Consider the following 17,252-nt stretch of genomic DNA (forward strand, 5'->3'; position numbering starts at 1 on the left):
CCCCTCCGGCTCCTTTTCCCGCCGGGAGTTCCTCCCTCGGGCGGCTCCCGGTCTTTTGGCCGTTCGCGGGGGGAGCCGACCCCGTCTCCTTCGCGTGATCTCCGCCACGTAACCTCTGGACATGTCTCCACCGGTCGCCGTCGTCACGGACTCCACCGCCTACCTCCCCCCTGAGGAGATCTCCCGCCGGGGAATCGTCGTGGTGCCGCTCCAGACGATCGTGGGAGGCAGGCCGCTCGACGACACCGCGTGGGCCGAGGGCGCGAGCACGGGCGACGCGCCGCCCGAACGGGGCCAGGTGACGACCTCCATGCCCGCCCCGAGCCGTTTCACGGACGCCTACGCCGAGGCGGCGGCCCGGGGCGCGACCGGCATCGTCTCCGTCCACCTGTCGGCGGAGATGTCCGGTACGGTCGAGGCCGCCCGCGCGGGGGCCGAGCATTCCCCCGTTCCGGTCGACGTCGTCGACAGCAGGTCCATCGCCATGGGGCTCGGGTTCCCCGTCCTCGCCGCCGCGAGCGCCGCCGCGCGGGGCGCGACACGGGCCGAGGTGGCGGACGCCGCCCGCCGCCGCGCGGAGTCGGTCCGCAGCTTCTTCTACGTCGACACCCTGGAGTATCTCCGCAGGGGCGGCCGGATCGGCGCGGCGGAGACCCTCCTCGGCTCGGCACTGATGATCAAGCCGATTCTGCACATCTCCGACGGCGCGATCGTCCCCCTGGAGAAGGTCCGTACGGCGAGCCGTGCCATCGCCCGCCTCGAGGACCTCGCGGTCGAGGCCGCGGGCACGGGCCCGGTGGAGGTCGCCGTCCAGCATCTCGCCGCCCGGTCCCGCGCCGACACCCTGGCCGCACGGCTGCGACGGCGCATCCCCGCCCTCGCCGGGCTCATCGTCGTCGAGGTCGGCCCGGTGATCGGCGCACACGTCGGCCCCGGCATGCTCGGCATCACCGTCTCCGCCGGAGAACCTCTGGTGTCCGCCGATCCGTGAGGTTCGCTGAGCCGTGGGGTCGCTCTGGTACTCGGGTGCTTATTGCCTTATTTCGGTGAGGTGCTCCGATGACCCGCTCCGGTGTCCGGCACGCGCCGATCAGGTGACCCGCATCCACATCCTCCGCCACGCGATCCGCCGGCCACCTATTACCCCAGCACTGTTCCTCTCCATTCCTCTTCGCCGCCCGCTTCACCGACGTCATCAGGCTGGTCATCCCCTCGCCGACTTACCCCCCTCGCACACTTACCCCCTCGCCCACTTACTCCCCGCCCACTTATCCCCAGAATGGAATTCGGTGAAAGTGCGCTAGCCGCCGTCTCCGTAACGTCCTGCGGGTGCGGACCACAGGCCAGAACACCGAGCGCTTCCAAGCCGAGTCGCGGCTGCGGACTCTGACCGGGAGCGGATCACCCGACCCGGTGCTCCCGCCGTGCCGTCCGGCCGGCGCGCCGTGCCCGGGCAGGCATGCGCGGCCCGGCGGTCAGAACGCGCGGGAGGACGTCGTCGTCCACGACGTTCCCGCCGCGCGCACACGTTCGGCGCCGATCCCTCCGTCCTTCGAGGCGCTTCGCAAGGTCGTGGCCACCCAGAGGGCCGCGCTCGGTCCTGACCGCCCAGGGCTGCGCCTCCTGCTGCTCGTCGCCTTGGTGGCCACCGTCGCGGGCGGCGTGTACGCCTGGCGGTCCCAGCCGGAGCCCGAGCCCCTGGCCCCGCCGATGCCGATCGCCGGGTCACCGCTGTCGGCGCCCGTCGCCGCCGCGCGGCAGCGGCCCGCACCGGTCGCCGAGCTGACCGTTCACGTGACGGGCAAGGTCCGCCGGCCCGGGGTGATCACGCTGCCCGGTGGTTCGCGCGTCGCCGACGCGGTCCAGGAGGCCGGGGGCGTCCGTGGCGCGGCCGCCACGGGATCCCTCAACCTCGCGCGCAAACTCGTCGACGGCGAGCAGATCGTCGTCGGCCTCTCCGGCACGGCCGCCATCGCGGCGGCGCCCGCACCGGTGGGTCCCGTGAACCCCCTGGACCCCGCCACCGCTGTCATCGACCTCAACACCGCCACCCCCGAGCAGCTTGAGCAGCTACCGGGCGTGGGCGAGGTGCTCGCCCAGCGGATCGTCGAATACCGCGACACGCACGGCGGTTTCCGTTCCGTCGAGCAGCTCCGCGACGTGAACGGAATAGGTGACCGGAAATACGCGGAGATGCGGGACAAGGCCCGTGTTTGACGTCCCGGTCGCGAGGGCGGTCATGACAAGGTTCGCCGCGATCGGCGGCTCAGGTAGTTCGGAAAGGCTCGACGGTTCGGCAAGGGGCAACGGCTTCGACAACTCCGACGGTTCCGACGGCCCGGGTGGGTCCGCTGGCCCGGGTGGGTCCGCTGGCTCAGGTGGCTCCGCTGGTCCTCGGCGTCTCAGGAGGGCCGATGAGCTCGACGCCCCCCGAAGGCTTGACGATCCCCGAAGGCCCGGTGGTCCCGGAGAGTCCGGTGGCTCCGGCGGGTCCGGCTTCTCCGGCTTCTCCAGGGGGTCTGGGGGATCCCGGGTGTCGGGAAACCCGGACGGTTCCGGAAACCCGGACGGTTCCGGAAAGGGAAAGGGGTGGCGCGCGCATGCCACACATCTGGTCCTTCCGGCGGCGGTCTCGTGGATGACCGCTCTCGTCCTGCTGGGCTGCTCGGCCGCGACCGGTGCGGTGACGGCCGGTCTCACGGCCGCGGGCGCCCTGGTCGTGGCCGTCCTGACCCCGGCGCGGAGAGCGACGGGCCGGCGGAACGCGGCGATCGCGGTCCTGGGATGCGCCGCCGCGGTGGCGGGGTCGGTGGCCTTCCGGGTGCACGCGGTCGGTACGGGACCGGTCGCCGACCTCGCGGGCGGAAACGCCTCCGCGACGGCCGAGGTGGTGGTGACCGACGACCCTCGGGAGACGAGCCGAAAAGGAGGACCTTTCCCGCGCGAGAGCTTCGTGGTGCCCGCCCGGGTCGAGGCGATCGAGACGGGAGCGGGCAGGGTGACGCTGCGGGCTCCGGTGGTGCTGTTCGTCTCGGGCGCCGGGTGGCGCTCCCTGCTGCCCAGCCAGCGGGTGGAGGTCAGGGGGCGTTTCGGCCGGGCCGACCCCGGAGAGCTGCTCGCGGCGGTTGTGCTGGTCAGGGGAGCGCCGCGGGTCCTGAGCGGGCCCTCCTGGGAGCAGCGCGCGGCCGGGGCGATCAGGTCGGGGTTGCGGGAGGCGGCCGACGTGTTGCCGCCGGAGCAGCGCGGGCTGTTGCCCGGCCTTGTCGTCGGCGACGTGTCCCGGATGGACGAGCAGGTCAAGGCCGACTTCAAGGCGGCGGGCCTCAGTCATCTCCTCGCGGTCTCCGGCGCGAACCTCGCCGTCGTGGCGGGGGCGGCGGTCGCGCTGGCGAGGACGGCCGGGCTGCCGCTCGCGGCGCGGGCGGTGCTGGCGATGGCGGCCATGGTCGCCTTCGCGGTCGTCGCCCGGCCCTCGCCCAGCGTGCTCAGAGCCCTCCTGATGGGCGGGGTCGCCGCCCTCGCCCTCGGTACGGGCCGTTCGCGCGACGGCGTCGCGGCCCTGTCGGTGACGGTCCTGGGGCTGATCTTCTTCGTCCCCGACCTCGCCCGCTCCTACGGCTTCGCCCTGTCGGTCTCGGCCACCGCGGGCATCCTGGTCCTCGCCCCGGGCTGGCGCGACAGGCTCTCGGCCCGCATGCCCCGATGGGCCGCCGAGGCGACCGCCGTGGCCGCCGCCGCCCAGGTCGCGGTCACCCCCGTCCTGGTCCTGATGTCGGGGCAGCTCACACCGGTGGCGATCCCGGCCAACCTGCTCGCCGGTCCGGCCGTGGCCCCCGCGACCCTGCTCGGCTTCGCGGTGGCGCTGGTCGCCCCCCTGCACATGGGGCTCGCCCAGCTGCTGGTCCGGCCGGCGGGGCTGGCCACCGGCTGGATCATCGAGGTGGCCGAGCACACCGCGGCGCTCCCGCTGGGCGTGGTCCCGTGGCCGGGCGGCGTCACCGGGCTGCTCCTGCTGGCCGGTGCCGTGCCGCTCGCCGTGCTGGTGCTGCGGCACCGGCGGGCACGCCCGATCGTCCTGGCGGCCCTCGTCGGCCTGGTTCTCGCCGTGACGGTGGCCGCGCCGATCGTGGCGCGCTGGCCGCCCCGTGGATGGTTGCTCGTGGCCTGCGACGTCGGCCAGGGAGACGCCCTGCTCGTCGCCGCGGGGCCGGGGCGGGCCGTGGTGGTGGATGCGGGGCCCGACCCGGTGCCGGTGGACCGCTGCCTGCGTTCCATGGGGGTCGGGGAGGTGCCGCTGGTCATTCTCACCCATCCGCACCTCGACCACGTGGGAGGCCTCGACGGAGTCTTCCGCGGGCGCGCCGTGGGAGCGGTGATGGTGACCCCGCACGGTGCCGGAGAGCGCGAGGGGGTGAGGCTGAGCGCCGACCTCGCCCGCCGACACGTGGTCGAGTGGGCGGCGAGGCCCGGTGCGAGCTGGCGGTTCGGGCCCTCGGAACTCACCGTCATCGGCCCGGTGGCCGAGGACTCCCCGTCCGGCGCGGGGGAGGGGGCGGCCGTCAACAACGCCAGCGTCGTGGTGCACGTCCGCTGGGCCGCGGGGGCGGCTCTGCTCAGCGGGGACATCGAGACCGAGGCCCAGGCCGAGCTGCTCCGGCGCGGCCTGCCGCCCGCCGAGATCCTCAAGGTTCCGCACCACGGATCGGGCAGGCACGACCCCGCCTTCCTCGTCGCCTCCGGTGCCCGTGCCGCTCTGATCAGTGTCGGCGCGGACAACGGCTACGGCCACCCCGCTCCGTCGACCCTGGCGGCGCTGCACCGGCTCGGCGTGCGCGCCTACCGGACGGATCTGTCGGGAGACCTCGCGGTGGTGGTCCGCGAGGGCGCTCTGGCGGTCGTCGCCCGGGGGCGCGCGCCCCCGTCCGGGCCTCGGTCATGGCCGGGTGGGGCGGAGCGGGCCCCGATCACGGCCACGCCGGTGCGGGTCAGGCCCCGGTCCTGGCCGGGCGGCGGAACTCGGTGTCCACGTCGGCGGCGTAGACCGACCGGCTGCAGCGCGCGCAACGGTACATGATCGGCCCTTCGTCGAGGGACGTTCCGCAGCGGGGGCAGGCGTGGCGGCGAATAGTGGAGTTTGTCATGGTTCTCACCTCCTGTGTTGTCCTCACAGTGCCCCGGGGCACCTGCATTCCGATTGCGAACAACTTGCCGACGGCCCATCCGGTCACCGGGACATGGCATGCTGCTCGACATGGCGGCAACCGATCCGGCACCCGTGATCCTGATACTCGGCGACGAGGAGCTCCTGGCCGATCGCGCGGTGAGCGAGGTGACCTCGGCGGCCAAGGCCGCCGACCCGACCGCCGAGGTGCACGACCTCCCCGGCTCCAAGATGGAGCTCGGAGAGCTCACCCGCATGACGTCGCCCTCGCTGTTCGGCGACCGGTCCGTGGTGGTCGTCCGCTCGGCCCAGGACCTCGGCAAGGACGTCATCGCCGAGATCGTCTCCTACGCGGTCCACCCGGCGGACGAGACCGTGCTGGTCCTCGTCCACCCGGGAGGCGTCAAGGGGAAGGCCCTGGTCGACGGGGTCAAGAAGGCCGGAGCCCAGGTGGTCTCCGTCACCAAGGTGACCAAGCCGGCCGAGCGCCTCGCGTTCGTCAAGGCGGAGCTGAAGCGGGCCGGACGCACCATCGGGGCCGACGCCGCCTCCGCGCTCCTCGACGCCGTGGGCAACGACCTGCGTGAGCTGGCCGCCGCGTGCAGCCAGCTCGCCTTCGACACTCCCGGCAAGACGATCGACGAGGCCGCCGTCGCGCGCTACCACCGGGGCAGGGCCGAGGTGAGCGGGTTCACCGTGGCCGACTCGGCCGTCGAGGGGCGGCTGGGCGACGCCCTGGAGCAGCTGCGCTGGGCGCTCTCGACCGGCACGGCGCCGGTCCTGCTGGTGAGCGCGCTCGCCGGGGGGCTGCGCTCGCTGGCCAAGGTGGGAGGCGCGCCCCGCAACCTCCGGGGCGGCCAGCTCGCCAGCCATCTCGGCATGCCGCCCTGGAAGATCGACCGAGTCCAGCGGCAGCTGAACGGCTGGGGGCCAGAGGGCCTCGCCCGCGCGATCCAGGCCGCCGCCACCGCCGACGCGCAGGTGAAGGGCGGCGGCGCCGACCCCGCGTACGCGCTGGAGCACATGGTCCAGACCGTGGTCGCCAGCCGCACGGGGCGTTAGGCGCCCCGGGGGAAGAAGTCCGCCTGTGACGTGAGACGGGCGTGGGCCGCGCCGGGGAGATCAGACGGTGTTCGGGCGTATCAGGGGAAGCCGGCCGGAGACGCAAGAACGCCGCATCCCCGGGGGGTGCGGCGTTCGCGAAACCTGGAGCTGCTGGAGCTACTTGGCGACCGACAGGGCGGCGACGCGCTGGGCGATCGCCGACTTGCGGTTGGCGGCCTGGTTCTTGTGAATCACGCCCTTGCTGGCGGCCTTGTCCAGCTGACGGGAGGCGGCGCGCTGCAGCACGGCGGCCTCTTCGACGTTACCCTGGTCGGCGGCCTCGCGGAACTTGCGGATGGCCGTCTTCAGGGAAGACTTGACAGCCTTGTTACGCAGCCGGGCCTTCTCGTTCTGCCGGTTGCGCTTGATCTGGGACTTGATGTTCGCCACGAAGAAGCCTCGGTGAATGTCGTTGGATGGGGCGCGCGGGCAGAGAGGGCGCGCCACACGCAGTTGACTAGGCTACCAACTGCCGTGGCCGACACTCAAATCGACAGGCCAGGCAGAAGGATGCCTGATCAGTTTAGCGTGTGGTCTCGATGGCTCGGACCGGAACGCTCACGGCTTGAACCAGAACTTCTCGTACTCCGCCCAGTCCTCCCTGGTCGCGGCGAAATCGACGTAGAGCGCCAGACCGAACCGCTCGCGCGGTTTGCCGTACGCGGTCAGCGCCAGCCGGGCTCCCCTGGCCGCCTTCTCGACGCTCTCGGCCTCGTCGGCCCAGGAGACGCCGTGATCGTGGTAGGCCGGGGCGCCGATCAGCACCGTCTTCTCCTCGGGGACGAGGTCCAGCGCCAGCGAGCTCTGCCGTACGACGTAGCCGCCGTAGACGGAGGGGAAGGGGAGGTAGGAGTCGTAGGTCATGATCGCCACCTGGTCGGTGAGCTTCGCCACCTGGCGGAAGTAGTCGGGCGACCAGTACTTGTCGCGGCCGGTGGCGGCGCGCGCGGCCGGGCGGACGAGCGGGAACGGCTCGATCTGCGGGGTCGAGGTGGAGAGCAGTCCGTCGCCCACGATCGCGCGGGTCCGGGTCAGCAGGTCCAGGAAGTCGCTGTCGCCGTCGCCGATCGGCTCGAAGTTGTAGTGGACGCCGTCGAAGCCGAGTGCGGTGATCGCGCGGGCGCCGTCCAGCACGCGCTGCCTGGAGGGCGCGTCGTCGAGGTCCAGGACGCCGTCGACCTTCTGGCCGAGCCAGGCCGACACCCTGACCTTGGGGAGTTCCTCGCGCCACCACTTCAGGAAGTCGGCCGCCTTCGGGTATTTGCCCGGGGGTAGTGTGCCGTCGGGGTCGAACGGGCCAGAATGGACGTACACGTCCTTGATCCCGGTCTTCCGCAGCCGGGCGGCGAGGGTGCGCACGTCCTCGGCCGTCTTGCGGCCGTCGACCCACGCGTGGCCCAGCCACAGGGCGTCGTGGCCGGTCGTCTTCGCCCATGGGGCGGGTGTCCCGGTAAACTGCAGGGTGAGGGTGGCCACGGCCACCCCTGGAAGCGCGAGGAGCAGGGCAGCCACCATAGCGAGGAACCGCAGGCCGCGCCGTGCTCTGGTCCGGGCAATCACCCGGACATGTCACCATGGAAGACGGCTGGCATGCCAGCCGTGTGATCGTCATCAATCTGTTGAAACGGACCCCGGTGCGCATTCAGCCTGGCCAGACCGACCCCGCTGTGCTCCGCAACTTCTGCATCATCGCGCATATCGACCATGGCAAGTCGACGCTCGCCGACCGCATGCTGCAGATCACCGGAGTGGTCGACGACCGTTCCATGCGCGCCCAGTATCTCGACCGGATGGATATCGAGCGCGAGCGCGGCATCACGATCAAGTCGCAGGCGGTCAGGCTGCCGTGGAAGGTCGGCGACACCGACTACGTCCTCAACATGATCGACACCCCCGGGCACGTCGACTTCACCTACGAGGTCTCCCGGTCGCTCCAGGCGTGTGAGGGCGCGATCCTGCTGGTCGACGCCGCGCAGGGCATCGAGGCGCAGACGCTGGCCAACCTCTACCTGGCCATGAACAACGACATGACGATCATCCCGGTGCTCAACAAGATCGACCTTCCGGCCGCCCAGCCGGAGAAGTACGCCGCGGAGATCGCCCACCTCATCGGCTGCGAGCCGGAGGACGTGCTGAGGGTCTCCGGCAAGACCGGCATCGGCGTCCGCGAGCTGCTGGACCACGTGGTGGCGAACGTCCCGGCCCCGGTCGGCGACGCCGACGCGCCCGCCCGCGCGCTGATCTTCGACTCGGTGTACGACACCTACCGCGGCGTGATCACGTACGTCCGGGTGATGGACGGCCACCTGGGCAAGCGCGAGCGCATCCTGATGATGTCCACCACCGCGGCCCACGAGACGCTGGAGATCGGCGTCATCTCGCCCGAGCCGAAGATCGCCGACCAGGGCCTCGGCGTCGGCGAGGTGGGCTACCTGATCACCGGCGTGAAGGACGTCCGCCAGTCGCGGGTCGGCGACACGGTGACCTCCGTGACGCGCCCGGCACTCAAGGCGCTCAGCGGGTACGAGCACCCCAAGCCCATGGTCTTCTCCGGCCTGTACCCGATCGACGGCGACGACTACCCCGACCTCCGCGAGGCCCTGGACAAGCTCCAGCTCAACGACGCGGCCCTCGACTACGAGCCGGAGACCTCCGCGGCCCTGGGCTTCGGGTTCCGCTGCGGCTTCCTCGGCCTGCTCCACATGGAGATCGTCCGCGAGCGGCTGGAGCGCGAGTTCAACCTCTCGCTCATCTCCACCGCGCCCAACGTGGTCTACCGGGTGATCATGGAGGACGGCAAGGAGGTCGTCGTCACCAACCCCTCGGAGTTCCCCACCGGCAAGGTGGAGAAGGTCTTCGAGCCGATGGTCAAGACGACCGTGCTCGTCCCCTCGGAGTTCATCGGCGCCATCATGGAGCTCTGCCAGAACCGCCGGGGCAACCTGCAGGGCATGGACTACCTGTCCGAGGACCGCGTCGAGATCCGCTACACCATGCCGCTCGGTGAGATCATCTTCGACTTCTTCGACCAGCTCAAGTCCCGGACGCGCGGCTACGCCTCGCTGGACTACGAGCCCTCGGGCGAGCAGGAGTCGGACCTGGTCAAGGTCGACATCCTGCTCCAGGGCGAGGCCGTGGACGCCTTCAGCGCCATCGTCCACCGGGAGAAGTCGTACGCCTACGGGGTCGAGATGGCGAAGAAGCTGCGCGAGCTCATCCCCAGGCAGCAGTTCGAGGTGCCGATCCAGGCGGCCATCGGGGCCCGGGTCATCGCGCGTGAGAACATCCGCGCCATCCGCAAGGACGTCCTCGCCAAGTGCTACGGCGGCGACATCTCCCGCAAGCGCAAGCTGCTGGAGAAGCAGAAGGAGGGCAAGAAGCGGATGAAGATGGTCGGCCGCGTCGAGGTGCCCCAGGAGGCGTTCGTCGCCGCGCTCTCCACCGAGTCCTCCACGGACAAGGCCAAGAAGTAGAACGTGCGGGCGAGACCGCAGATGACCCAGATCCTGCGGCCTCGCCCGGTATGAGAGGGTCGCTCAGCGCAGGACGCTGTAGAGCGCCGAGGTGAGCGACGCCCTGGTGTCGTCCTGGTCGATGGACCACATCATCGAGCCGCCGAGGCCCTTCAGGCGGATGTAGGCCGCCTTCTGGAGCAGCGAGGCCGGGTCGTCGTAGGACCAGAACTCGTTGCCGTCGTAGAGCCACACGGACCCGGTCAGCAGGTCGCGGTAGCGCTTGCCCGGCTTGTTCACGAGGATCTTGTAGTCCTCGCTTCCGGCGGCGAAGGTGCCGGGGGCCGGGCCGGTGGCGGTGCCGTACAGGCCGTTCTTGCCGCCGGTGACGCCGGTCCAGCCCTGGCCGTACGCCGGCACGCCCACCACGATCTTCTTGGCGGGTGCGCCGCGGGTGATGTAGTCGCGGACGGTCTGGTCCACGCTGTACTTCACCGGGTTGGGGTCGCGCCGGTCGGTGAACAGGTTGCCGTTGTGGCCGGTGACGGTCTCCCACGAGCCGTGCAGGTCGTAGCCCTGGACGGTGGCGAAGGTGAGCTGCTTGAAGACGTCGCGGACCTCGAAGCCCGCGTCGATCTTCGCGGCGGCGGCGGGCAGGAAGGCGGTGAGCTCGGTGCGCCGGTCGAACTCGTTCATCTGGCGGCGGATCTCGGTGACGAAGAGGGTGAAGTTCCGCTTGTCCTCGGGGCGGATGACGTTGCCTACCTCGCCGGAGGAACCGGGCCACTCCCAGTCGAGGTCGATGCCGTCGAACACGCCCGCACCGGTGCCGGGGGCGGTGCCGGGCAGGTTGCCCTTGAGCCACAGGTCGATGCAGGAGGCGGCCAGCTTGGCGCGGCCCTCGGGGGTCAGCACCGCGTCGGAGAAGTACTTCGAGCCGGTCCAGCCGCCGAGGGAGATCAGCGCCTTGAGGCCGGGGTGCTTGGCCTTGAGCTTCTTCAGCTGGTTCAGGTTGCCGTTCAGCGCCTGGCCCGCCGCGTCGGCGACGCCGTCCACGCTCTGCTCGGCGGGCACCGGGCGCTGCCAGTCGGCCCACGGGTCGGGGGAGTAGCAGGAGCCCTCGGCGTTGACGAAGCCGAAGGCGTAGTTGATGTGGGTCAGCTTGGCGGCGGCGCCGCTGGTGTCCATGTCCTTGACGTGGTAGTTGCGACCGTAGACGCCCCACTGGATGAAGTAGGCGACCCGCTTGTAGCGGTCGCCGTGTCCCTGGGGGGTCTGGGCCTGGGCCGGGGCCGGTAGGGCCACCGCCGCGAGACCCGCGGCGAGGGCTGCCGCGATCACTTTACGGAGGAGTCTCTGCACGGGCTTCTCCACTGCTTGGAATAGTAACTTATAGGAAACTTTCCTTTAAGTTTTCACGGATCGTAGACCTGCGTGATCTGGCCGTCAACGGCCAACGGCGTTTTGACCGGTGGACGGCGGGATGCTTCGGCTAACTTGGTAAGGCATGGAGCAGCAGGCGTTCTGCAACCGATGTGGCACCCCTGTGAGCGGGCTGTCGCGATGCCCCAGGTGCGGGGCGTCGACGGGGGGTCAGCCACCGCCGGACCAGTCCTCACCGGACCGCCTCCCACCGGCCCGGCCCCAGCCGGGCGTTCCCCAGGACGGGGCCCGCGTCCCGCCGGGAGAGTGGCGGCAGGATCCCGCCGACTGGCAGCAGCACCTCCCCCCGGACGAGCGGCCCTGGCGCCCCCCGGCGGGGGACCCGCCCCCGGCGCCGCCGGACCGGGGCCGGGACCGGCCGCCCCGCGGGGATCGCAAGGTCTGGCCGCTGGTGGCGACGGCGACGGTCCTCGCGATGGCGCTGGTCGCCGCGGGCGCCTTCCGGCTCGTCCCGCGAGACGGCGCTACGTCCGTGGCGGGCGGCGTCGGGGCGGCGACCGGCGACCGGGCGGAGGCCGAGACCGGGACACCCGCGGCGGGGCGTGCCCCCCAGGGAGCCCAGGGGCCCCAGCGGCCCCAGGACGCCGAGACCCAGGCCAGGGTCCTCGACGCCCTGCTCGCCGACAGCGGCGGTTCCCGGTCGGGCCTCGGCTCGGCCCTCGACCAGCTGCGTTCCTGCGAGGGCACCGCCACCGGGCTCGCCACGCTCCAGCGGATCACCGCGGCCCGCCGCGAGCAGGTGGTCCAGGTCGGCGCGCTGGACACCGGCGAGCTCGACGGCGGCGACGCGGTCAAGACGCGCCTCACCAGGGCCCTGACCGCCTCGTACGACGCCGACGAGGCGTTCCTCGCCTGGGCGACCCGCCAGGAGGCCGACTGCGACCGCGCCTGGAGCGGCGACGACGACTACCGGCGGGGCCTCGCCTTCTCCGGCGAGGCGACCACGGCCAAGCGGGGCTTCCTGCGGCTGTGGAACCCCCTCGCCCGGCGGTACGGCCTGCCGGTGCGGGACGAGCACGAGATCTGACGCCCGGGGAGCCTCCGGGAGGACGAGTACGAGACCTGACGCCTGGGTGGGAGTCCCCGGGAGGACGAGTACGAGACCCGACGGCCAGGAGGAGCCTCTGGGAGGACGAGTACGAGACCTGACGCCTGGGTGGGAGCCCCGGGAGGACGGGCACGAGATCCGACGCCCGGGAGGAGCCCCCGGGAGACGGCGTACCGCGCATCGCCGGGGAGGCGGCAGACTTGGGGCGTGCCATCCACCCTTCCCGACGGGGATCCCGCGCCCGCCTCGGGTGAGCTGCCGGAGAGCGCGCTCGCCGGGCTCGGCGAGCGGCCCTTCGGTTTCTACGTCCACGTCCCCTTCTGCGTGACCCGGTGCGGTTACTGCGACTTCAACACCTACACGGCCTCCGAGCTCGGCCCCGGCGCGTCGCAGAAGGACTACGCGGACACCGCCATCGACGAGGTGCGGCGGGCGCGGGCCAATCTCGGCGCCGCGCGCCTCCCCGTCGAGACCGTCTTCTTCGGCGGGGGCACCCCCACCCTGCTCCCCGCCGGTGACCTCGTACGGATCCTGCGGGCGATCGAGGAGGAGTTCGGCCTCGCCCCCGGCGCCGAGGTGAGCACCGAGGCCAACCCCGAGTCGGTGGACCCCGCCTACCTGGCGGAGCTGCGCGCGGGCGGGTTCAACCGGATGAGCTTCGGGATGCAGAGCGCCCGCGAGCACGTGCTCCAGGTGCTCGACCGCCGCCACACCCCCGGCCGCCCCGCGCGGGCCGTACGGGAGGCGAGGGAGGCGGGGTTCGACCACGTCAACCTCGACCTGATCTACAGCACGCCGGGGGAGAGCGACGACGACTGGCGCGCGTCGCTGGCCGCGGCGATCGAGGCGGGGCCCGACCACGTCTCCGCGTACTCGCTGATCGTGGAGGACGGGACGAAGCTGGCCGCCAGGATCAGGCGCGGCGAGCTCCCGATGCCCGACGACGACGTGGCCGCCGACCGCTACCTGATCGCCGACGCCATGCTGGCCGAGGCGGGGTTCGAGTGGTACGAGGTGTCCAACTGGGCGACCTCGGAGGCCGGGCGGTGCCGGCACAACCTGCTCTACTGGACCGGCGGCGACTGGTGGGGCGTCGGGCCCGGGGCGCACAGCCACGTCGGCGGCACCCGCTGGTGGAACGTGAAGCACCCCGCGGCCTACGCCCAGCGCCTGGCCGCGGGCACCTCGCCCGCGCACGCGCGCGAGGTGCTGGGCCCCGAGGACAGGGCGGTGGAACGGCTGATGCTGGAGCTGCGGCTCGCCGGGGGGTTCCCGCTCGCGGAGCTGGAACGGCCCCCGGTGGTCGCCCGCGCGCTCGCCGACGGCCTGCTGGAGGTGGAGCCGTTCAAGGCGGGCCGCGCGGTGCTCACCCTGCGTGGCCGCCTGCTGGCCGACGCGCTGGTCCGCGACCTCACCTGAGGCTCCACCCGGTGCCGCTCCCGGCCGGCGGACGGGTCAGCTGACGAAGCGGATGTTCACCGGGTAGCGGTATCTCTCTCCCCGGTTGGCCGCCACCGCGGCGACGATCGCCATGACGATCGATCCGATCCAGAGGAAGAACATCAGCACGAAACCGATGAGCACGAACGCCAGGACCCAGGAGACGAAGTAGACGATCAGCACCGTGAGCTGGAAGTTGAGCGCCTCGGCGGCCTGGTCGCGCACGTAGGGCGACTCGTCCTTCTTCGCCAGGAAGAGCACCAGCGGCCCGACGAAGGAGGTGAGCAGGCCCAGCAGGTGGGCGAGCATCGCCATGGTGGTGTCGTCGCTTCCCGGCCGCGCGCCGTAGGTGCCCGGCGGGGCCTGGTAGCCGTATCCCGGCGGGGAGCCGTAGCCGCCGTACTGGTGGTATCCGGGCTGCTGGGCCCCCTGGTGGCCGTTCTGGTAGCCGCCGGCGTCGTACGGGGAGGCGGGGGGCGGGTAACCCCCGTACCTCGGGTCCGGCTGCCCGTATCCCTGACCCGAGCGGCCGTATTCCGGGCCCGGATGCCCGTAACCCGGGTCCGGCTGCCCGTAACCCTCGTCCGGCCGGCCGTATCCCTGCCCGGGGGGCGGGGTGCTGCGGCCCGGCCACGTGTGGCCGGGCGGGGGGTCGCCGATGCGCCGGGTCCGGTCGTCGCCCGGTGGGTCCTCGGGGTTCTCGCTCATGTCCCCTCCTGATGGGTTGACGGCCCTGGTGGATTGACGGCTCAGCCATCCTCGCCGGGAACCGTCACGAAGTCGATCAGCTCCTCGACGGGGCCGAGGAGCTCAGGCTCCAGATCGGCATATGTCGTGACCGATCCGAGAATGCGGCGCCATGCCGCGGCGGGCTCCACGTTCCAGCCCAGCGCGGCGACGACGCCCTCCTTCCAGGGCACGCCGCGCGGCACCGACGGCCAGGAAGGGATCTTGAGCACGTCCGGCCTCACCGCCTGCCAGACGTCCACGAACGGATGCCCGACGATCAGCACGTGCGGCGAGGAGACCCGCGCGGCGATGCGGCTCTCCTTGGAACCGGGGACCAGGTGGTCGACGAGCACGCCCAGCCGCCGCTCCGGCCCCGGCCCGAACTCCTCGACGATCGAGGGCAGGTGGTCGATCCCCTCCAGGTACTCCACGACCACCCCCTCGACCCGCAGGTCGTGCCCCCACACCTTCTCCACGAGCGCGGCGTCGTGCACGCCCTCCACGTAGATCCGGCTCTCCCTGGCGACCTGGGCCCGCAGGCCCTCCACCGCGATGGAGCCCGACGCGCTCCGCCTGGGGCCGCGCGGCGCGGCGGCGGGCCGCACGAGCGTCACCACCTTGCCCTCCAGCAGGAACGCGGCCGGCTCCAGCGGGAACACCCGCCGGCGCCCGAAGCGGTCCTCCAGGGTGACGGCCTCCTTGTCGCAGGCCACCACGGCGCCGCAGAAGCCGCCGTCGGCGTCCTCGACGACCAGGTCGAGCTCCGCGGGCACCTGGGGGATCGTCCCCCTGCGCGGGCGCCGCCAGTCTCCCGCCAGAACGTCACGCTCGTACATCACCGACCGCCCACCCTCTCTCGCCGGGGATCAGGTGGGACGCTAGCAAACCCCGCCGTCACCTGCCGTACGGTCCCGGCTGTCCCGGCTGTCCCCACTGCCCCACCGGCACCGAGGCGGCGCGGCGCTTGCGGGCGCCGCTCCGCTTCACCAGTACGACGATCGTCACGAGGATGGCGAGCAGGATCCCGACGGCGGGGATCACGAAGAGGGCGACCACCCCGCCCACCAGCGAGTCGGCGGCCAGTTCCTTGCCCACGCCGAAGGTCGTGCCCTCGGCCGGGTCGGCGGAGCACTGGACCTGGTAGTCGCCCGCCTGGTCCACGCCGACCCGCAGGCCCATCTCCCAGGTGACGCCGTCGGGGCCCGCGACGGTCTGCTGGAGGTCCGGCTTCTGCAGCCTGGGGGTGCCCGTACCGCCCTTCAGCGTGCACTCGAACTGGGTGGGCCCGCCCGTGGCGACGTAGATCGCGGGCTTGTCCGCGGGGTCGATCGCGACCGTCGCGGCCTGGCCCGGCGCGAAGGTCTGCGTCGGGGCCGCGTCGGTGACCGCGTTGAAGATGCCCCCGGCGAAGCCGCCGATGCCGACGATGACGCTGACCAGGGCGATCAGCCAGGCCCCGACGATCCACCCGATACCAGGCTTGATCTTCCCGCTGGGGGGAGGCGGTCCCTGCGGGGCGCCGTAGCCGGGAGGCGCGTAACCGTACGAGGGGGGCTGCTGGCCGTACGGTTGCTGGCCGTACTGCTGCTGGCCGTACGGCTGCTGGGGGCCGCCGTGACCGGGGCCGCGGGAGGCGTCGCCCGGATAAGAACTGAAATCTTGGGACATGCCCAAATTGTGGTGGGTGCCGCTTGGATCGCGATAGCAGTTGACTTGACAACGGCTTGCCGTCATCATCCGCAGCTCTTGCTTATCGCGCCTTCCGCGACGGGGCCGTACACTTGGCACTCGGGAACACAGAGTGCCAAACCTCGTGTTTCCCTCTGAACGCAGGCAGGGAGGTGACCACGTTGGTCGACGACCGAAAGCTCGCCGTGCTTCGCGCCATCGTCGAGGACTACGTGTCCACCAACGAGCCGGTGGGCTCGAAGGCCCTCGCGGATCGGCACAACCTGGGGGTGTCCCCGGCGACGATCCGCAACGACATGGCGGTGCTGGAGGAGCAGGGTTACATCGCCCAGCCCCACACCAGCGCCGGCCGGGTGCCCACCGACAAGGGCTACCGGCTCTTCGTCGACCGGCTCTCGCAGGTGAAACCCCTGTCGAGCGCGGAGCGCAAGGCCATCGAGAGCTTCCTCGCCGGCGCCGTGGACATCGACGACGTCGTCATGCGGACGGTGCGGTTGCTCGCCCAGCTCACCCGGCAGGTCGCCGTGGTCCAGTACCCCACGCTGACCCACTCGACGGTCAGGCACGTCGAGCTGGTGCCGCTGAGCGAGCGCCGGCTGATGTTCGTGCTCATCACCAACACCGGCAGGGTCGAGCAGCGCGTGGTCGAGCTGCCCAACGTCGTCGACGAGCAGCGCGTGGCCCACCTGCGCGCGATGCTCAACGCCTCCCTCGACGGGTGCGGGCTCACCAGCGTCCCCGACAAGGTCGCGGACCTGCCGGAGCTGCTGCCCACGGAGGACCGGCCGCTCGCTGCCACTATCCTGTCAGTGCTGCTGGAGTCCCTGGTGGACCGGCACGATGAGAAGATCGTTTTTGCCGGAGCCGCCAACCTCGCGGGAGCCGACTTCACCGTCGGGCTCCGCGACGTGCTGGAGGCTCTGGAAGAGCAGGTCGTGCTCATGCGACTGCTCGGTGAGACCTCCGACCTTTCGGCGCTGACCGTGCGGATCGGCTCGGAGAACCCCTACACCGGACTCCAGGGCACGTCCATCGTCGCCGCCGGATACGGTTCTGGGGACAAGCAACTGGCCCGGCTCGGTGTGCTGGGCCCGACGCGAATGGACTACCCGGTCACGATGGGCGCGGTGCGCGCGGTGGCACGCTACGTCAGCCAGATCCTGGCTGCATCATAAGAGGTCAACGA

The 17,252-nt window shown here is 71.6% G+C and carries 14 protein-coding genes; 8 read left to right on the plus strand and 6 right to left on the minus strand.

Going from position 1 to position 17,252, the window contains the following annotated elements; genetic code table 11:
- Nucleotides 1-121 precede the first annotated feature (121 nt).
- The 4 genes from ABT053_RS33415 to holA all read left to right on the plus strand — a co-directional run bounded on the left by ABT053_RS33415 (nucleotide 122) and on the right by holA (nucleotide 6,223).
- The gene (locus ABT053_RS33415) at nucleotides 122-991 is read left to right on the plus strand and encodes a DegV family protein (RefSeq protein WP_350974557.1); all 870 of its coding nucleotides are present in this window, start codon (nucleotides 122-124) and stop codon (nucleotides 989-991) included.
- 338 nt (nucleotides 992-1,329) lie between these two features.
- Complete coding sequence (locus ABT053_RS33420; RefSeq protein ID WP_350974559.1) at nucleotides 1,330-2,217, plus strand: ComEA family DNA-binding protein; 888 nt, start codon at nucleotides 1,330-1,332, stop codon at nucleotides 2,215-2,217.
- Nucleotides 2,218-2,638: 421 nt separating this feature from the next.
- Entirely contained in the window at nucleotides 2,639-5,074 is a 2,436-nt protein-coding gene (locus tag ABT053_RS33425; protein WP_350974560.1) for a ComEC/Rec2 family competence protein, read from the plus strand.
- Between the two features lie 177 nt (nucleotides 5,075-5,251).
- On the plus strand, nucleotides 5,252-6,223 hold the full coding sequence (holA, locus tag ABT053_RS33430; protein WP_350974561.1) for a DNA polymerase III subunit delta: 972 nt from the start codon (nucleotides 5,252-5,254) through the stop codon (nucleotides 6,221-6,223).
- Between the two features lie 159 nt (nucleotides 6,224-6,382).
- Here the strand turns inward: holA and rpsT are convergent, their stop codons facing one another.
- Nucleotides 6,383-6,655 carry a 30S ribosomal protein S20 gene (gene rpsT / locus ABT053_RS33435; RefSeq protein ID WP_350974562.1) on the minus strand — a complete coding sequence of 91 codons (273 nt, stop codon included), beginning with the start codon at nucleotides 6,653-6,655 and terminating at the stop codon, nucleotides 6,383-6,385.
- Nucleotides 6,656-6,823: 168 nt separating this feature from the next.
- Entirely contained in the window at nucleotides 6,824-7,780 is a 957-nt protein-coding gene (locus tag ABT053_RS33440) for a glycoside hydrolase family 18 protein (RefSeq protein WP_350974563.1), read from the minus strand.
- A gap of 119 nt (nucleotides 7,781-7,899) precedes the next feature.
- Between ABT053_RS33440 and lepA the strand changes: the two genes are divergently transcribed.
- The gene (gene lepA / locus ABT053_RS33445) at nucleotides 7,900-9,738 is read left to right on the plus strand and encodes a translation elongation factor 4 (RefSeq protein WP_350974564.1); all 1,839 of its coding nucleotides are present in this window, start codon (nucleotides 7,900-7,902) and stop codon (nucleotides 9,736-9,738) included.
- A 63-nt stretch (nucleotides 9,739-9,801) separates the two neighbouring features.
- On the opposite strand, the gene ABT053_RS33450 is transcribed toward lepA, so the two are convergent.
- Complete coding sequence (locus tag ABT053_RS33450) at nucleotides 9,802-11,079, minus strand: glycoside hydrolase family 18 protein (protein WP_350974566.1); 1,278 nt, start codon at nucleotides 11,077-11,079, stop codon at nucleotides 9,802-9,804.
- A gap of 472 nt (nucleotides 11,080-11,551) precedes the next feature.
- Between ABT053_RS33450 and ABT053_RS33455 the strand changes: the two genes are divergently transcribed.
- Nucleotides 11,552-12,187 (plus strand): hypothetical protein, encoded by a 636-nt coding sequence (locus tag ABT053_RS33455; protein ID WP_350974568.1) that lies wholly within the window; start codon nucleotides 11,552-11,554, stop codon nucleotides 12,185-12,187.
- Between the two features lie 228 nt (nucleotides 12,188-12,415).
- Nucleotides 12,416-13,627: a radical SAM family heme chaperone HemW gene (gene hemW / locus ABT053_RS33460; protein WP_350974570.1), complete on the plus strand. Its 1,212-nt coding sequence runs from the start codon at nucleotides 12,416-12,418 to the stop codon at nucleotides 13,625-13,627.
- A gap of 36 nt (nucleotides 13,628-13,663) precedes the next feature.
- Here the strand turns inward: hemW and ABT053_RS33465 are convergent, their stop codons facing one another.
- From ABT053_RS33465 to ABT053_RS33475, 3 genes are read right to left on the minus strand one after another with little or no spacing between them, the layout of a single operon-like run.
- On the minus strand, nucleotides 13,664-14,356 hold the full coding sequence (locus ABT053_RS33465) for a DUF4870 domain-containing protein (protein WP_350974571.1): 693 nt from the start codon (nucleotides 14,354-14,356) through the stop codon (nucleotides 13,664-13,666).
- Nucleotides 14,357-14,397: 41 nt separating this feature from the next.
- The gene (locus ABT053_RS33470) at nucleotides 14,398-15,213 is read right to left on the minus strand and encodes a DUF3097 domain-containing protein (RefSeq protein WP_350974573.1); all 816 of its coding nucleotides are present in this window, start codon (nucleotides 15,211-15,213) and stop codon (nucleotides 14,398-14,400) included.
- A 58-nt stretch (nucleotides 15,214-15,271) separates the two neighbouring features.
- Nucleotides 15,272-16,045 carry a hypothetical protein gene (locus ABT053_RS33475; RefSeq protein WP_350974574.1) on the minus strand — a complete coding sequence of 258 codons (774 nt, stop codon included), beginning with the start codon at nucleotides 16,043-16,045 and terminating at the stop codon, nucleotides 15,272-15,274.
- 182 nt (nucleotides 16,046-16,227) lie between these two features.
- On the opposite strand from ABT053_RS33475, the gene hrcA reads away from it, so the two are divergent.
- Nucleotides 16,228-17,241: a heat-inducible transcriptional repressor HrcA gene (hrcA, locus tag ABT053_RS33480; RefSeq protein ID WP_350974576.1), complete on the plus strand. Its 1,014-nt coding sequence runs from the start codon at nucleotides 16,228-16,230 to the stop codon at nucleotides 17,239-17,241.
- The last annotated feature ends 11 nt before the right edge of the window (nucleotides 17,242-17,252 follow it).

The sequence above is a fragment of the Streptosporangium sp. NPDC002524 genome, from assembly GCF_040295985.1.
In the GTDB taxonomy this organism is placed as follows: domain Bacteria; phylum Actinomycetota; class Actinomycetes; order Streptosporangiales; family Streptosporangiaceae; genus Streptosporangium.